This is a genomic window from Paenibacillus rhizosphaerae, assembly GCF_014192015.1.
GTDB classification, from domain to species: Bacteria; Bacillota; Bacilli; order Paenibacillales; family Paenibacillaceae; genus Paenibacillus_AQ; species Paenibacillus_AQ rhizosphaerae.
In genome coordinates this window covers 283,558-298,708 of sequence record NZ_JACHXJ010000007.1, presented here as the reverse complement: position 1 = coordinate 298,708, position 15,151 = coordinate 283,558, and the positions used below count along the sequence as shown (strand labels likewise).

General features: G+C 55.9%; 15 protein-coding genes. 4 read left to right on the top strand and 11 right to left on the bottom strand.

The genetic code is table 11. The annotated features are described in order from the left end of the window. The first annotated feature begins 36 nt into the window (after positions 1–36). Together FHS19_RS31475 and FHS19_RS35140 are read left to right on the top strand one after the other, a co-directional pair. Positions 37–1,338, top strand: coding sequence for an aminotransferase class I/II-fold pyridoxal phosphate-dependent enzyme (locus FHS19_RS31475; protein WP_183586899.1), 1,302 nt, complete (start codon positions 37–39; stop codon positions 1,336–1,338). Between the two features lie 131 nt (positions 1,339–1,469). Beyond that, positions 1,470–1,595 carry a YjcZ family sporulation protein gene (locus FHS19_RS35140; protein WP_246426919.1) on the top strand — a complete coding sequence of 42 codons (126 nt, stop codon included), beginning with the start codon at positions 1,470–1,472 and terminating at the stop codon, positions 1,593–1,595. 100 nt (positions 1,596–1,695) lie between these two features. On the opposite strand, the gene FHS19_RS31470 is transcribed toward FHS19_RS35140, so the two are convergent. From FHS19_RS31470 to FHS19_RS31450, 5 genes are all read right to left on the bottom strand, one after another. Then, on the bottom strand, positions 1,696–2,916 hold the full coding sequence (locus tag FHS19_RS31470) for an ABC transporter permease (protein ID WP_183587049.1): 1,221 nt from the start codon (positions 2,914–2,916) through the stop codon (positions 1,696–1,698). 4 nt (positions 2,917–2,920) lie between these two features. Beyond that, on the bottom strand, positions 2,921–3,667 hold the full coding sequence (locus tag FHS19_RS31465; RefSeq protein ID WP_076174092.1) for an ABC transporter ATP-binding protein: 747 nt from the start codon (positions 3,665–3,667) through the stop codon (positions 2,921–2,923). A 90-nt stretch (positions 3,668–3,757) separates the two neighbouring features. Beyond that, positions 3,758–5,227 (bottom strand): DEAD/DEAH box helicase, encoded by a 1,470-nt coding sequence (locus FHS19_RS31460; RefSeq protein ID WP_183586897.1) that lies wholly within the window; start codon positions 5,225–5,227, stop codon positions 3,758–3,760. Positions 5,228–5,475: 248 nt separating this feature from the next. Further along, complete coding sequence (locus FHS19_RS31455; protein ID WP_183586895.1) at positions 5,476–6,249, bottom strand: SDR family NAD(P)-dependent oxidoreductase; 774 nt, start codon at positions 6,247–6,249, stop codon at positions 5,476–5,478. A 194-nt stretch (positions 6,250–6,443) separates the two neighbouring features. Then, positions 6,444–6,902 (bottom strand): chemotaxis protein CheX, encoded by a 459-nt coding sequence (locus FHS19_RS31450; protein WP_183586893.1) that lies wholly within the window; start codon positions 6,900–6,902, stop codon positions 6,444–6,446. 385 nt (positions 6,903–7,287) lie between these two features. On the opposite strand from FHS19_RS31450, the gene FHS19_RS31445 reads away from it, so the two are divergent. Then, positions 7,288–8,190, top strand: a complete 903-nt coding sequence (locus FHS19_RS31445; RefSeq protein ID WP_076174084.1) for a LysR family transcriptional regulator — start codon at positions 7,288–7,290, stop codon at positions 8,188–8,190. Between the two features lie 53 nt (positions 8,191–8,243). Continuing rightward, positions 8,244–9,053 (top strand): histidinol-phosphatase, encoded by an 810-nt coding sequence (locus FHS19_RS31440; protein WP_183586891.1) that lies wholly within the window; start codon positions 8,244–8,246, stop codon positions 9,051–9,053. Between the two features lie 151 nt (positions 9,054–9,204). Here the strand turns inward: FHS19_RS31440 and FHS19_RS31435 are convergent, their stop codons facing one another. From FHS19_RS31435 to FHS19_RS31410, 6 genes are all read right to left on the bottom strand, one after another. Next, entirely contained in the window at positions 9,205–9,834 is a 630-nt protein-coding gene (locus tag FHS19_RS31435) for a GNAT family N-acetyltransferase (protein ID WP_183586889.1), read from the bottom strand. 60 nt (positions 9,835–9,894) lie between these two features. Further along, entirely contained in the window at positions 9,895–10,809 is a 915-nt protein-coding gene (locus tag FHS19_RS31430; protein ID WP_183586887.1) for a metallophosphoesterase, read from the bottom strand. Positions 10,810–10,991: 182 nt separating this feature from the next. Beyond that, positions 10,992–11,630, bottom strand: coding sequence for a potassium channel family protein (locus tag FHS19_RS31425; protein WP_183586885.1), 639 nt, complete (start codon positions 11,628–11,630; stop codon positions 10,992–10,994). 169 nt (positions 11,631–11,799) lie between these two features. Next, positions 11,800–12,564, bottom strand: a complete 765-nt coding sequence (sdhB, locus tag FHS19_RS31420; RefSeq protein WP_183586883.1) for a succinate dehydrogenase iron-sulfur subunit — start codon at positions 12,562–12,564, stop codon at positions 11,800–11,802. Between the two features lie 16 nt (positions 12,565–12,580). Then, positions 12,581–14,326, bottom strand: a complete 1,746-nt coding sequence (sdhA, locus tag FHS19_RS31415; protein WP_183586881.1) for a succinate dehydrogenase flavoprotein subunit — start codon at positions 14,324–14,326, stop codon at positions 12,581–12,583. A gap of 15 nt (positions 14,327–14,341) precedes the next feature. Next, complete coding sequence (locus tag FHS19_RS31410) at positions 14,342–15,010, bottom strand: succinate dehydrogenase cytochrome b558 subunit (protein ID WP_183586879.1); 669 nt, start codon at positions 15,008–15,010, stop codon at positions 14,342–14,344. Positions 15,011–15,151: the final 141 nt, after the last annotated feature.

Below are 15,151 nucleotides of genomic sequence, written 5' to 3'. Positions count from 1 at the left end.
AGCCTATCATTACACAGATTTGGAAGGATGGAAACCATGTTAAACCCACTCGCTGCACAGTTGAACGAAAGTTTGAAATCCGGCAACGCGCATGTGTACGAAATGTTGTCCAAGCTCGGCCAGGAAATCTATTTTCCGAAGGAAGGCATCCTGAGCCAATCCGCGGAAGCTACCAGCCATGCCAAAAAATATAACGCAACGATCGGCATTGCGACCGAGCAGGGCATCCCGATGCATCTGGCTGCTATTCAGGAGAAGCTTTCCGCGTTCGCGCCGAAGGACCTGTACCCATATGCGCCGCCCGCAGGCAAACCCGATTTGCGCGCTGCCTGGCTGGCGAAAATGATCGAAGAGAACCCGTCGCTCGCGGGCAAAACGGTCAGCAGCCCGATTGTTACGAACGCCCTGACGCATGGGCTCAGCATCGTGGCCGATCTGTTCGTGAACGAAGGGGACGCCGTCATTTATCCGGACAAAAACTGGGAGAACTACGAGCTGACCTTTGGCATCCGCCGTCACGGCGAATTGGTCAACTATCCGCTGTTTACCGGGGACATGACCTTCAACAGTGACGGACTTCGCGAGGCCCTGCTGGCCCAGAAGGACAAAGGCAAAGCCGTCGTGCTGCTCAACTTCCCGAACAATCCGACAGGCTACACTCCGGGTCCGGCGGAAGGCGAAGCCATCGTCGCTGCCATCAAGGAAGCCGCCGAAGCCGGCATCAATGTCGTGGCGGTTACGGACGATGCCTATTTCGGGCTTTTCTTTGAGGATTCCCTCAAAGAGTCGCTGTTCGGCAAATTGGCGGATATCCATCCGCGCGTGCTGGCCGTTAAAGTCGACGGCGCCACCAAGGAGGAGTTCGTCTGGGGATTCCGGGTCGGCTTCATCACCTACGCTTCCCAAGATACCAACGTGCTCGCCGCCCTCGAGCAAAAGACGCTGGGCATCATTCGCGCGACGATTTCCAGCGGCCCTCATCCTTCCCAGACTTTCGTGCTGGATGCGCTGAAATCGCCTGATTTTGCGGCTCAGAAGGAAGAGAAGTTCCACATTATGAAAGGCCGTGCCAACAAAGTGAAATCACTGCTGGACAGCGGTAAATACGGCGACGTGTGGGAATATTATCCGTTTAATTCCGGATATTTCATGTGCCTGAAGCTGAAAGACGTGTCGGCCGAAGCGCTGCGCAGCCATTTGATCCACCAATACGGAGTCGGCACCATCGCCCTCGGCGAGCATGATCTGCGCATCGCGTTCTCCTGCATCGACGAGGAATATCTCGAAGACCTGTTCGATTTGGTCTATCAGGGCGTCCAGGATTTGCAGCGGAAATAGGCCCGGAGTTACGCATCATCGGGCAACCTATTTTTTTGGATAAGAACGGGTGATATGCCCAAGCACAGCCGCCCCCCCAGACATAGGATACGGTGTAACGAAAAACAAACCACTGTAAAGGGGAATGCACAATGAGCGAAGAAGTAAGAGGCGGATATGGATACGGACACTGTGGACCTGGGCTGTTTAGCAACACAGGTGCTATCCTGGTTCTCTTTATCCTCTTGGTCATCATCACTCGTTCTTTCTGGTTATAATCGAAAAATCAACCCATTCAAGCAGACCGCTGATCAATCACGCGTTTCTGTTGGATGCATAAAAAGACCGGGAACCTATTCCCGGTCTTTTTGTGTTTGGCTATTCATCGTCATCGTCGTCGCTCTTGCCCTTGCGGGACTGAAAATAGCGGAACAGCAAGCTGATCACGGCCCCGCCAAGCAGCGTCAGCAGCGCCGGTCCGATTCGGCCGCTCCCCGCACCCAGCATGGGCAGCCAGATCAATACGGCCACGACCAGCTGGATTTGAAACGCCAGGTTAACGGCGTTCTGCTTGCGCGATGCAGGCGGCACCGGATATATGTGCAGCCAGAAGGATTCCTGGTGGTAGCGCAGCAGCGAGGACAGCTGAACGCCGATCACGAATACGAAAAACAGGTAAATCCCGCTGCCGAGCAGCCCTTGCCGGGTCCACCAAACGAGGAGCGCCGCGAGAATGCCCGCGCGGATCACGATGCTGAATACATCACTGCGGACAAAGCTCTTCGTAATTAAATAGCGGTACGCTGCCTCCGGCTTCCATGGCACCCGGTTCCCGGCCCAGGACATCCACTTGCGCGGATATACGCGCTGCTGCCGGCCTGGAACGTTCACAAACCAGCCGAGGACCAGCATGACGCGGGCGCTGTGCGTTTTTTCCACGGCAATCAGCCGCTCCCAGGCCACCAAGTGCTTTGCCGGAATGCGCAGGGCGGCGGTATAGGTCAGAGCCAGCAGCACGATAAACAGAAGGCTCCGCCATTCCGGCTGCCACAGCCAGGCGGCAACCGCGAGAATCAGCACAACGTAACGCAGCAGACGGTAACCTGCCGATGCCCGCCGTGAAACCATCCGCAGCTCCTTCCAGCAGCCGTAGGCCGCCAGAATCTTCAAGGCAAACAGGAGGAGCAGAAACGGCCAGAAGGACTTGGGATCCGTATCGCTGCGAACATACAGCGGCCAGGACAGGATGAATACCAGGGCAAGGCCGATAAGTTTATAAACGACGCCGCTGGTCCAGCCCGCCTTGAAATAGTCGTTCATCCTGGACTCCTGCGGCAGCAGAAACACCGTATCCGCCGGCTGCAAGTAAGTCCGGAAGCTGCTGTTTACCGTCAGCGGCACGAACAGGATCAGCATGATCCAGCGAATCGGCAGCCCGGCTGGAATATGCTGAACGAGCGACGTATACCACGCCGCAAAAGCAATCAGCATAAACAGCAGCAGCACGGCCACGCCGCTCTGGATCACGTAGCCGAGATAAGGGGTGACCTCCCCCCAGAAGCGTCCGCGCCGCTCCACCCGAAGTTTTTTTAGGTCCATCATTTCAATCCCTGCCCTGCACGAGAGTATAGAACAGCTCCTCCAGCGGCAGTCCCGGTCTGCCTGCCTGCGCGGCGATGTCCTCCAGCGTCCCCTGCGCGATCACGCGTCCCTGGTGAAGAACGATAAAGCGGTCACAGTAATTTTCGATCGTCGATAAAATATGGGAACTCAGCAGGATCGACGAACCACCTTCTTTGAGCTCGACCATAAAATCAAGAAGGGAGCGGATGCCGAGCGGGTCCAGGCCAAGGAACGGTTCGTCGATAATGTACAGGGAGGGCCGGGCCACGAACGCGCACATGATCATGACCTTCTGCCGCATCCCCTTGGATAAGTGCGTGGACAAGCTGTCCATCTTGTCCTGCATCCGGAAGATGCGTGACAACCGGTCTGCCCGCTCTTCGTAGTCTTGACGGTCCACGCCGTACGCTCTCGCGGTAAACTCCAAATGCTCCCTGACGGTCATCTCGTCATAGAGCAGCGGAGATTCCGGAACGAAAGCCAGCGCCCCGTGATAGGTCCCGGCGTCTTCCTCCCGCTTCTTGCCCTTTACACGGATATCACCCTTTTGCGGATGCATTAATCCGAGAATATGCTTCATTGTCGTGCTTTTGCCGGCCCCGTTCAATCCGATCAGGCCAACCATTTCGCCGGACCCGACCTGAAACGAAATATCGTGCAGCACCGGGCGGTTCAGGCTGTAACCCCCGATAAGGCCTTGAATATCCAGCACAGCCGTATCACTCATCAACTCTTCACCTCATTCAATACCCGGGCGGAACAGCCATGGGCCGCCCGTCCGGGTGAATCCATCCGTACTTGCCTCCCCACTCGCCGATTAAGGGCGGGGAGGTTTATTTTTCAACCATTTCGGGGCGCCCTTGTTCTTGCGGATGCGCTCCCGTTCGCTCTGGCTTTGGCGGGCCGCCGGTTTACCGCCCTTGAAAGGCTCACCGCCCTGCCGGGACGTCTCCCGGCCGTCGCGGCGTCCGCCGCTTTCCTGCGGTTCGCCCGTGCTGGATGGGCCGCGCACGCTCCCCTTGGCCGGCTTCGGATCTCCTTGCCGGCTGCCGCGCACTTCCGCCACACCTGCCTGGCTTCCGGATGGCCGAACCTGGCGCTGATGGGGCTGGCCTGACGGCTCTCCCTTCCCCTTCCGGGCCGCTAACTGCTCCGGCGTCAGTACCTTGCCGGCGTACAGCACGCGCGGCTCGAGAGAGATGCCGAGCTCTCCCGCGAACTTCCGCATAATAAAGGTTTGGCGGTCCGTCACGATCGATACGACGCGCCCGCTGCGCCCCATCCGGCCCGTCCGTCCGGCACGGTGCACATAGTGCTCGGCGTCAGGCGCCGGGTCGAAGTTGATAACAAGCTCGAGCCCTTCGATATCGAGCCCGCGCGCCGCCACGTCGCTTGCCACGAGCACGGTGAACCTGCCGTGGCGGAAGCCGCCCAGCACCCGGCTGCGCGCCAGTTTGTCCGCGTCTCCGTACAAACCCTCCGCCGCGATGCCCAAGTGGGTCAGCTTCGCCTCCACTTCGGCGATCGATTCGGTCTGATTGACGAAGACGATCGCCCGCTGCGGGTTGTACTGACGGATGAGGCGCCGCAGCATGTCGACCCGGTCGCGTTCCTCCGCCACCACATATAAATGCTCCAGCCCCGGCGCGGTCGTCTGGTCCGGGTCGATGCCGATTTCGACCGGGCTGCGCATCTCCCGTTTAACCAGCGCCGCTGTGCTCTCGCTGACCGTGGCCGACAGGAACACCAGCTGCCGGTCACGCAGTGCACTGCTCAAAATCCGGTCGACGTCGCCGGCGCCGCCGAGCTGAAATACCTGGTCAACCTCGTCCACCACGATGGTCGAGACGGTATGCATCTTCAGCTTGCGCATCTCGATCAGCTCGCGGACCCTGCCGGGAGTTCCGACCACAAGCTGGGGATGCAGCCGCAGCTTCTCCACCTGGCGCTTGACTGCGGCCCCGCCGATCAGTCCAAGCACACCGATGCCGCGGGCTTCCCCGTATTTTTCGCCTTCGCGTACAATTTGCATCGCCAATTCCTGAGTCGGCGCGAGGACAAGCTTCTGGGTCGCCTTCAGTTCCGGATCGATGGACTGCAGTACGGGCAGAAGGTAGGCCAGCGTTTTACCAGTACCCGTCTGCGAGCGGGCAAGCACATCCGCACCGCGCAGCACCGCAGGAATGGCCTGCGCCTGAACCGGTGAAGGCTCCGTAATGCCGTACTCGGCCAGCTTGTCTATCCATACTCGGTCAATACCTGTTGCTTCAAAAGAAGTCGGGTTCATGAAATCGTTCATCCTTTATGTTTTAAGTCATTCTTTATCATTATATGCCAAAAGCGCCATCCCACCAAATGCAAGTATAGGACTTCCCGCAAAATCCTGCGGACGTAAAAAATAAGCCGGCCCCGCATGGGAGCCGGCTTATTCATAGAGATCAGGAAGCGTATCTTCGGCTTCGCTGCATCCTGTCCCGATATTTTCCGCTGAAGTGCATTTTCGCTCTTGCGAATTCCACCCGAATACCGTTTCTGTTACTTCCGGTTCATGATCCGGTAGGTCAGCCGGTCCGCCAGCCTCGGAAACATCTGGTACAGGCGCATGGCGACCGCCGCTTTCCCCGGCAGGTTCATTTCTTCCTTCCCGGTATGCATCACCTTGACGATTTTGCGGGCTACATGTTCGGGTTTCATCATCAGCCATTTCACGTTGCTGACATATCCTCCCGACGGGTCCGCAATGTCGAAGAACGGTGTATCGATCGGACCCGGATTGATCGTCGACACCCGAATGCCCGATTCCCGAAGCTCCTGCCGGAGAGCGTTGCTGAAGCCGAGAACCGCATGCTTCGTGGCCGTATACGCCGTGGATTTGGCGGTTCCGATTTTGCCTGCCATCGACGCCACATTGATGATATGTCCCGCTTTGCGCTGAAGCATAGACGGCAGCACCGCCTTGGTGCACCGGACCGTGCCCATGTAGTTGACGTCCATCATCTGTTCAAACTCCCGGGCAGGCATGTCCGTTATCGTCTCAAACTTGCCGAAGCCCGCATTGTTCAGCAAAATGTCAATATGGCCGTACTTATGTATAATGTCTTCCATCGTGATGCTCACCTGGTCCTCCCGGGTCACATCCATGGCCCGCAGTTCGAAGGAACCCGTCATGCCCTCAGCCGCTTCCTGCAGACGCTGCTCCGACCTGGCGGTCAGCACCGTAACCGCGCCCTCCGCCGCGGCCAGCTTCGCCGTCAAGGCTCCGATCCCGCTTGACGCCCCGGTGATCACGACGACTTTGTCCTTTAACATGGCTTCTCGTCCTCCTAAGGGAAAGCAAGCCGGACCGCCAGAAGCCAGCGCAGCAACGCTGTCCACCGTTCGTTCCCGCCATTTCCCGCTGCTGTAGGATAACGTCGCCCGCGTGCTTACAGCGGACCAGCATCACGCCCAGGGATCAGCAAACGTAACGCTTGTGCTTCCTGCCGTTATTCCTTGCTGATATTTTAAGATATCATGACCTGAATATCCAGTTCGCCGATTCCGTCCATGAGCAGCGGAATGCTGAGCGCCTTCTGCGGGAGGAACGACCCGATGTGCTCGCTCTTCATCACTTTCGGAGGGGTAATGTCGACCGTGACCCCTTGGTTGGACAAAATCGTGCTGGCATTGCCGCTGATCATATTGCCAAGTTCGGATATGGCGCTCTGGCCCATTTCGTCCATTTCCGTCAAAATGTAACCGCCCATCATCACGGACACCATCCGCAGCGCCACATGTTCTTGAATCCCGAACACGATGTTGCCGGTTAGCTGTCCCGTCATCCCGATTTGAATCCAGATGTGATCCTCGATGATCTCCATATTCTTCACCCCGAGGCTGCCTGTAGAAGGGGTAACCTGAATCACTTGTTCAATGACGGTCCGGGCGGACTCCAGAAAAGGATTAATGACTTCAGCCTTCATATGTAATTACTGCCCCTTTCACAACAGGTTGGGACATGTCCCAAAAGTCCCATTACCATTGGAATAATTATACTTTAAACCCTGGAATAAATCACGAAAAATTCATGAAACGTCTTCAATCCAGGGTATAAATACCCTTATATATACGCCATCTTTCCTATTCAAGAAAGAAAACCGGGATGATTCCCTTTATCTATATCGGTACTTCCGGAGCAATTTTGAAGACCGTGGCGAATTTTGTAGATTGCTTTTTCCAAAAATAAAACGAACCATCGGCTGCATCCGCCCGCGTTGCCCTGACTTCCGGAATCCCATATAATGAAAGGATACACTTGTTCGAACTGATCTGCTTGCCGGCAGCCATCAACGCCGAAGGAGGAAATGCATGAACATTAGCCAATTGGAGACCCTGATTACCATCTCGAAAACCATGAGCTTCCGCAAGGCCGGAGAGCTGCTCAACCTGACCCAGCCGGCTGTGTCTGCCCAGATCAAAAGTCTGGAGGACGAGTTCAAGACGGTGCTCGTGGACCGGAATCAGCCCGTCACGCTGACCGACCGCGGAGAAGTGTTTCTCAGCCATGCCGAACGGATTCTGGCCATTGTGGAGGAGCTGAAGGAGCGCCTGTACGACCTGGATCAAACGCCGCAGGGACACATCGTGCTCGGAACCACCACTTCGATAGCCATACAAATTTTACCAAGGGTACTTTCTTATTTCCAGAACCAGTTTCCACTCATCAAAACCTCTATCATGTCCATGGCTTCTTCCCAGATTTACACCAGCGTGGAGAACGGACAGATCGATGTGGGCCTGGGTTATCTGATCGAGCGCAACCCCAATTTGATGACGTCGGTTCTGTATTATGACACGTTCGAGCTGATCGTCTCCCCGCGCCATCCGCTTGCCCGGAAGACGGCCGTCACGATCGATGTCCTCCGCGAAACGCCCCTCATCCTGCTGTCTCCCGATACGGTGGGCAGACGGTTTGCCGATGATATTTTAAAAAAGCACGGAATCGAACCCAATGTTGTCATGGAACTGTCCAGCAGTGAAGAAATCAAGCGAATGGTCGAAATCGACCTCGGCGCGGCGATCATGTCCAAGCAGTCGGTCGCGAGCGAGCTCCGCCTCGGCACACTGAAGATTATTCCGCTGACCGAACTGGAAGTGAGCCATCCCGTCGGCGTCATTTACAAGTCCGGCAAATACCTGAACTCGGCGATGCAGCAATTTCTGAGCGACCTGAAAGGCATGCCGGAAACGAACTTCATCAGCTCGGAGTAAACCCGCCCGCAGACCTTTTATTCCAACGATTATTGAACAAGGAGGAGTACGATATGAAATTCGATCTGCATACCCATCACTTCCGCTGCGGACATGCCGACGGCAATATCCGGGATTACGTGGAAGCGGCGCTGGACGCCGGACTCCAAGTCATCGGCATTTCGGACCACACCCCCTATTTTGGAGAGAAAGAGGACCGGGCGTTTCCGCGCATCGCCATGGGCAAATCAGAGCTTCAGCATTATGTGCAGGAAGTGCTTGACTTGAAAAAGGAATACGAGGGGCGCATCGACGTGCTGCTCGGCATCGAATCCGACTTTTTTCCGGAGCATGCCGAAACATACAGGAAGGTTCTTGCGGATGTTCCGTTTGACTATATCATCGGCTCGGTACATAGCGTGGGCGGCGTCAGCATCTTTAACAAAAACCGCTGGAAGGGTTTGTCCGATCAGGAGCGCATTCGAGTGAAGGAGGAGTACTACCGGCTGATCCAGGACTCCGCCCGAAGCGGCATGTTTCAAATCCTTGGACATATTGACGCGATGAAAGGCAACTTCCCGGCCTTCTCCGATATTCCCGCTGACAAGGTCATCGACGAAACGCTGCAGACCATTGCCGAGTGCGGAATCGCGATCGAAATCAATACATCGGGCAAAACGAAGCTCAGCGGCGGCTGGTACCCGGCGGACGCCATCCTCGAGCGGGCGCTCCATTACGGCGTGGACGTCACTTTCGGCTCGGACGCTCATGTTCCTGGAAGGGTCGGAGACGAGCGGGACGAAGTGGCCCGGCGCCTCAAGGACATCGGATTCCAGGAATGGGTGTATTACAAGGGCAAAGACAAAAAGGTGGTTCCCCTCTGAGGGAGCCTCTTTTTTTGGGCAAAAAAAATGAACCCGCACGATCCGGGTCCCAGAACATCATTTATATTTTCAAAAAGGGGGTCATGTGAATAAGTTTACCCTGTCTCTGTTAGAGTCCCATAACAGCAATATTTCATTTATGTTACAAATCTTACCTGATTTCATATGATTGCAGACTCGGCGCGTTCTCCTGGCTTGCTTGAAGCTGCAATCCCTTCCGGTATTCATCATATGTACGGTCGCTATGAGCGTACACCATCATCTCGATCGGTGCGGCAAAAAACATGCGTCTATGCTGAAAGGTACGGCTGAGCTGCATTCCGTTTTTTTGCATGACCCTGGCCGACGCTGTGTTGACCGCATGGCATCTGCCTTCGATGTGCAGCAATTTCAGCTCGGTGAAGGCATAATCCAGCATCAAACCAAGCGCTTCGGTGGCAATTCCCCTGCCCCAATACGCTTTCGCGAGCATATAGCCGATCATGGCATCGCGCTTCTCCTCACGCCAATGCTGCATCGACACCACGCCGGCCAGCTCGCGCTCGCCATGAAGCCAAATGCCCATGTGCAGCGAATCCCTGCGGCCGGTGCTCAGCAGCTCCGAGGCGATGCGCCGCGAGCGGGCAAAGCTGAAGAAGGAGCCCTGGGTCACGTATTTGATCACCTGGGGGTCTGCCAGGATATCCAGCAGTCTCGGCGAGTCCTGCGGCTCGATCGGTTTCATCATCAGACGGCTGCCCTTCAGCAAGGGCATTGGCGATTGTGTGTCCTCATTCAGCACGCTCTTCTCCCCCTCCTTCGCTTGATTCCCTTATTTTGATTCGAATCGTTGCCGGCTTGTCTAACGGGCGCCAGACTGCAGGGTGAAGACGGTAAGCTCCGGCCTGCACAACAAGCGGACGGGAAGATGGGTCTCGCCGATCCCCCGGTTGACATACAGCGGCATTCGGCGTTCTCCCACTTCGTACATACCCATAACGTAGCGTTTGGATCCCGGAGGCGTCATCAGCGCACCAAGCAGAGGCAGGCGGACCTGTCCGCCATGACTGTGCCCGGACAACTGCAGATCGAAAGGAAACAGGGCCGCGTTACCGGCGTAGTCCGGCTCATGCATCAGGAGTAAGGTGAACATGTCGTCCGGAATGCCTGATCTTCCCTTCTGCGGATCGGGAAATCCGTGCAGCCAGTCATCTAAACCGACCACCGCGATGGATTGTCCGCCCCGATTCAGGAGCTGGTTGCCGTTCTGCAAGACCCGAAAGCCGGCCACCTGCAGCTTTTGGCTCACATCCTTGCCGCTTCCTCCACAAAAATCGTGATTGCCGAGCACCGCAAATTTGCCTAGAGGAGCTTCGATTGAAGCGAGCAGAGGAATATACTCGTTCATCGCTTCCGCACTCGAATCAATGATATCTCCGGTAAAGCAGATCAGCTCAGGAGCCTCCCTGCGAATGGCCGCGACCAGATGCTCGATGTGCTTCTTCCGGGTGTGAAACCCGAGATGCGCATCGCTGAAATGGACGACTTTCATGTTGTGAAAAGCCGCCGGCAGCCGCGGACATACGAGGGTCCGGTACACGGTATCCAGCTGCTGCGGCTCCCACAACCACGCGTAGGCCCCTGTCAGCAATCCCGCTCCGGCCGCTAGGGTGACGCCGCGCTTCAAAAATTGCCTGCGGGTGAGCCGGCTGCCGGGCAGCTCCGGCTGGGCTGCATCCTGCCGATTTCCCGTTTCCGGATGCGGCGTATTTTTCATGCAGGCGGCCTCCTGTATTGGAATAGAATAGGACTTTCCCCTATTATATCCTTCAAGCCGCTGGTCTTCCAGCCATACGGATCAGCCCGCCGGAGACGGCGCACCGGCCCGGGACAACGCTGCTGTTCAAAGGATATGCCGAACTGGCATCTGTGTAAGTCCGGGCATGGTTGCCGGAAAGGTTACACTTCCTCCTGACCTGCGCCCTCCGGGCCTTCCTTGAAAATTTTCCGGAACACGCTCAGCATCGACAGCGCATAGGCCACCGTAATAAAACTGAAGGCGATCTCCATCACGACGGCAACTCTGGAGGTGTTATCGATTGGCGTGATATCCCCGTAACCGACGGTCGCAAACGTTGCGACGCTAAAATACAGGAAGGAGATTAGCTGACTCAGCAGATCGTAGCCGATATTTTTGCCGTCGAAGCTGTTATGGCCAAAAAGCTTGTATATCGACGTGTAGATGACGGTAAAAAATAGGATGCAGGTCAAAGTGGCCATGCTAATCCGCGTAATGACGGTTTTGAGCTGCACTTCCTTTTTCAGCGCCGACTCCGCAATCCGGTTGAAAATATACAGCACGTAGAAGATAACCGAGCTCAGACAGAAGATCAGAATCAAGGCCCGCATCCCGCCTGGTCCCGGAACGACCCGGGAAAGGTCGATCCAGCCGACCAGATCCTCCAGGGAGACCAGAACGTAAATGAGGATTGGGCCGAGCAGAATCGCCTTGCTCGTCCATTTTTTCTCCAATCCGTAAAACACTGCAATCAGGACAATCAACCCGGCAATATTGAGCACCCACATCCACCAAGACATGAGTCATCCTCCTCCATTCTCCCTGCACGACTTCTGCCTGTAAAGTTTTAGAAGTAGTTATTGTTAGATTACCCCCGCCACAAGGCTTGGACGCATCCTCCCGCATACCAAAAATCCCCTTGCCGGCGAAAAGCTGTCCGCTGACAAGGGGATGATGGATTACTTTAATTTATACACCCAGCCACTGCTTGAACATGTGCTTGGTGGTTTGCTTGTTCATTTCCGCGATCGATGTGGTCAACGGAATGCCTTTCGGGCAGGAGCGCACGCAGTTCTGCGAGTTGCCGCAGCCTTCGATGCCGCCGTCCTGCATCAGCGCTTCCAGGCGTTCTTCCTTGTTCATTTCACCCGTTGGATGGGAGTTAAACAGGCGAACCTGGGAAATCGCCGCCGGCCCGATGAAGTCGGTTTTGTCGTTCACGTTCGGGCAGGACTCCAGGCAGACGCCGCAGGTCATGCACTTGGACAGCTCATAAGCCCACTGACGCTTCTTCTCCGCCATCCGCGGCCCTGGGCCGAGATCGTACGTACCGTCGATCGGAACCCAGGCTTTCACCCGCTTGAGCGCGGTAAACATCCGGCTGCGGTCGATGACGAGGTCGCGCACGACCGGGAATGTCTTCATCGGCTGAATCCGGATCGGCTGTTCCAGCTTATCGATCAGCGCCGCACACGCTTGGCGCGGCTTGCCGTTGATCACCATCGAGCACGCGCCGCACACCTCTTCCAGACAGTTGGATTCCCAACATACCGGGGCGATCTTTTCACCTTTGGCGTTGACCGGATTGCGCTGAATTTCCATCAGCGCGCTGATCACGTTCATTCCCGGGCGGTACGGAAGCTCGAACTCCTCGGTATAGGCAGCAGCGTCCGGGCCGTCCTGACGGGTAATCATAAACTTCACTTTTTTGGAAGATGCAGTTGCTTCCGCCATGTCAAATCCCCCTTCTTTACTTGTCTTTGGAGTAGTCACGGATCCGTGGAGGGATCAGCGATACATCCACTGCTTCATAAGAAATTTGCGGACCATCCGGTGTCCACGTCGCTTTGGTCGTCTTCAGGAACTCCTCGTCGTTGCGGTCCGGGAATTCCGGCTTGTAGTGGGCCCCGCGGCTCTCGTTGCGGAGCAGCGCCCCAAGCGTCATCGCCTCGGCCAGCTCCAGCATGTTCCACAGCTGGCGGGTAAACGAGGCGCCCGGATTGTTCCAGCGCGATGTGTCGTTAACGTTGATGTTCTTGTAACGCTGTTTCAGTTCCTTGATTTTGCCGATCGTTTCTTCCAGCTTCTTATTGTAACGGACCACCGTCATATTGGCTGTCATGATATCGCCGAGCTCTTTATGAAGCCCGTACGCATTCTCCGTGCCGTTCATTTTCAGGATGCCTTCGTATTTGTCCGTCTGCTGCTTCTTGTAGCGTTCGTATACGCTCGAAGGCACATCGGCTGCGGATTTCTTCATTCCCTTGATGTATTCCACGGCTTTCGGTCCGGCCACCATGCCGCCGAAGATCGCCGATACGAGCGAGTTGGCTCCGAGACGGTTGGCCCCATGGTATTGGTAATCGCATTCGCCGGCTGCAAACAGGCCCGGAATGTTGGTCATTTGGTTGTAATCGACCCACATACCGCCCATGGAATAGTGAACCGCCGGGAAGATCTTCATCGGAAGCTTGCGCGGATCGTCGCCGACGAATTTTTCATAGATTTCGATAATGCCGCCAAGCTTGACGTCCAGCTCCTTCGGATCTTTATGGGACAGGTCAAGGTAAACCATGTTCTCCCCGTTGACGCCGAGCCCCTGATTGACGCACACGTCGAAAATTTCGCGGGTCGCAATGTCACGCGGCACCAGGTTACCGTAGGCCGGATACTTCTCTTCAAGGAAGTACCAAGGCTTGCCGTCTTTGTACGTCCAGATCCGTCCGCCTTCACCGCGGGCCGATTCGGACATCAGGCGCAGCTTGTCGTCGCCCGGAATCGCTGTCGGGTGAATCTGGATGAATTCGCCGTTGGCGTAATGAACGCCCTGCTGGTACACGGCGCTGGCCGCGGTGCCGGTATTGATGACCGAGTTGGTCGTTTTGCCGAAAATGATCCCCGGTCCGCCGCTGGCGAGAATAACCGCGTCCGCCTGGAACGTATGAATCTCCATCGTGCGCAGATCCTGCGCGCAGATGCCGCGGCAGATGCCTTCGTCATCGATGACCGCCTGCAGGAATTCCCAGTGCTCATGCTTCGAGACGAGGCCTTCCGTTTCGTGGCGGCGCACCTGCTCGTCGAGTGCGTACAGCAGCTGCTGTCCGGTCGTTGCGCCGGCAAACGCCGTACGGTGATGCTTCGTTCCCCCGAAACGGCGGAAATCGAGCAGTCCTTCCGGCGTACGGTTGAACATCACGCCCATCCGGTCCATCAGGTGGATGATGCCAGGCGCTGCCTCGCACATCGCCTTGACCGGCGGCTGGTTGGCGAGGAAGTCCCCGCCGTACACGGTATCGTCAAAGTGAACCCATGGCGAGTCGCCCTCGCCCTTCGTATTGACGGCACCATTGATACCGCCCTGCGCGCACACGGAGTGCGATCTTTTGACCGGGACCAAAGAAAACAAGTGAACATGGACGCCTGCTTCCGCTGCCTTGATGGTGGCCATCAGACCTGCCAGACCGCCGCCCACGATAATAATATTAGATGTTGCCATGCCTGCTCACTCTCCTTAACTTAAAACTGACTTCACGGTATCAATCCATACCGATGCTTCCTGGAATTCCGCTCTGCGGAATGCGACCAGGGACAAAATAAACAGCAAAGCTACCACGACGAACAGCGTCATGCATACATACGAGGATACCCGCTGTGCGCGCGGCCCGACAGTGATTCCCCATGCGACCAGGAACGACCAGAGTCCGTTCGCAAAGTGGAAGGACGCGGATACGACGCCGATCAGATAGAGGATGAAGAATACCGGCTGTGTCACGATATCATGCATAAGAGAGCCAAGCTCCTCGTGCGTCACGTTGCCGAGAGTGATTTGAAACCGGGTTTCAAATACGTGCCAGATGATGTATACGAACGTAATGACGCCGGTAATCCGCTGCAATAGATAACGCCAGTTGCGTTCATAATTGAAGCGTCCGGTGTTCGGTTTCGCCTGATACGCGATATACAGCCCGTATACGCCGTGATAAATCAGCGGAAGATAAATCAGCACCCACTCCAGGACGAAAATAAGCGGAAGGTCATTCAGCAATTTAACGCCGGCGTTAAACCGCTCAGGCCCTCCCTCAAATGCGCCAAAATTCGTCAGGGCATGCTCGATGAAAAACAAGGCGAGCGGAATGACCCCAAGAAGCGAATGAAGCTTTCTGGCATAGTAACCTTTCATAAATTGACGTGCCCCTTTCTTCATAGTACAACGTTTTCATAATTCATTATTCGACATCATTTGCCACCCTTTTTCTAACCTGTGAACAACTTGTGGCACTTTTCATGTTACTCTTTTTTTTCTTATAATGGAATTGCAATA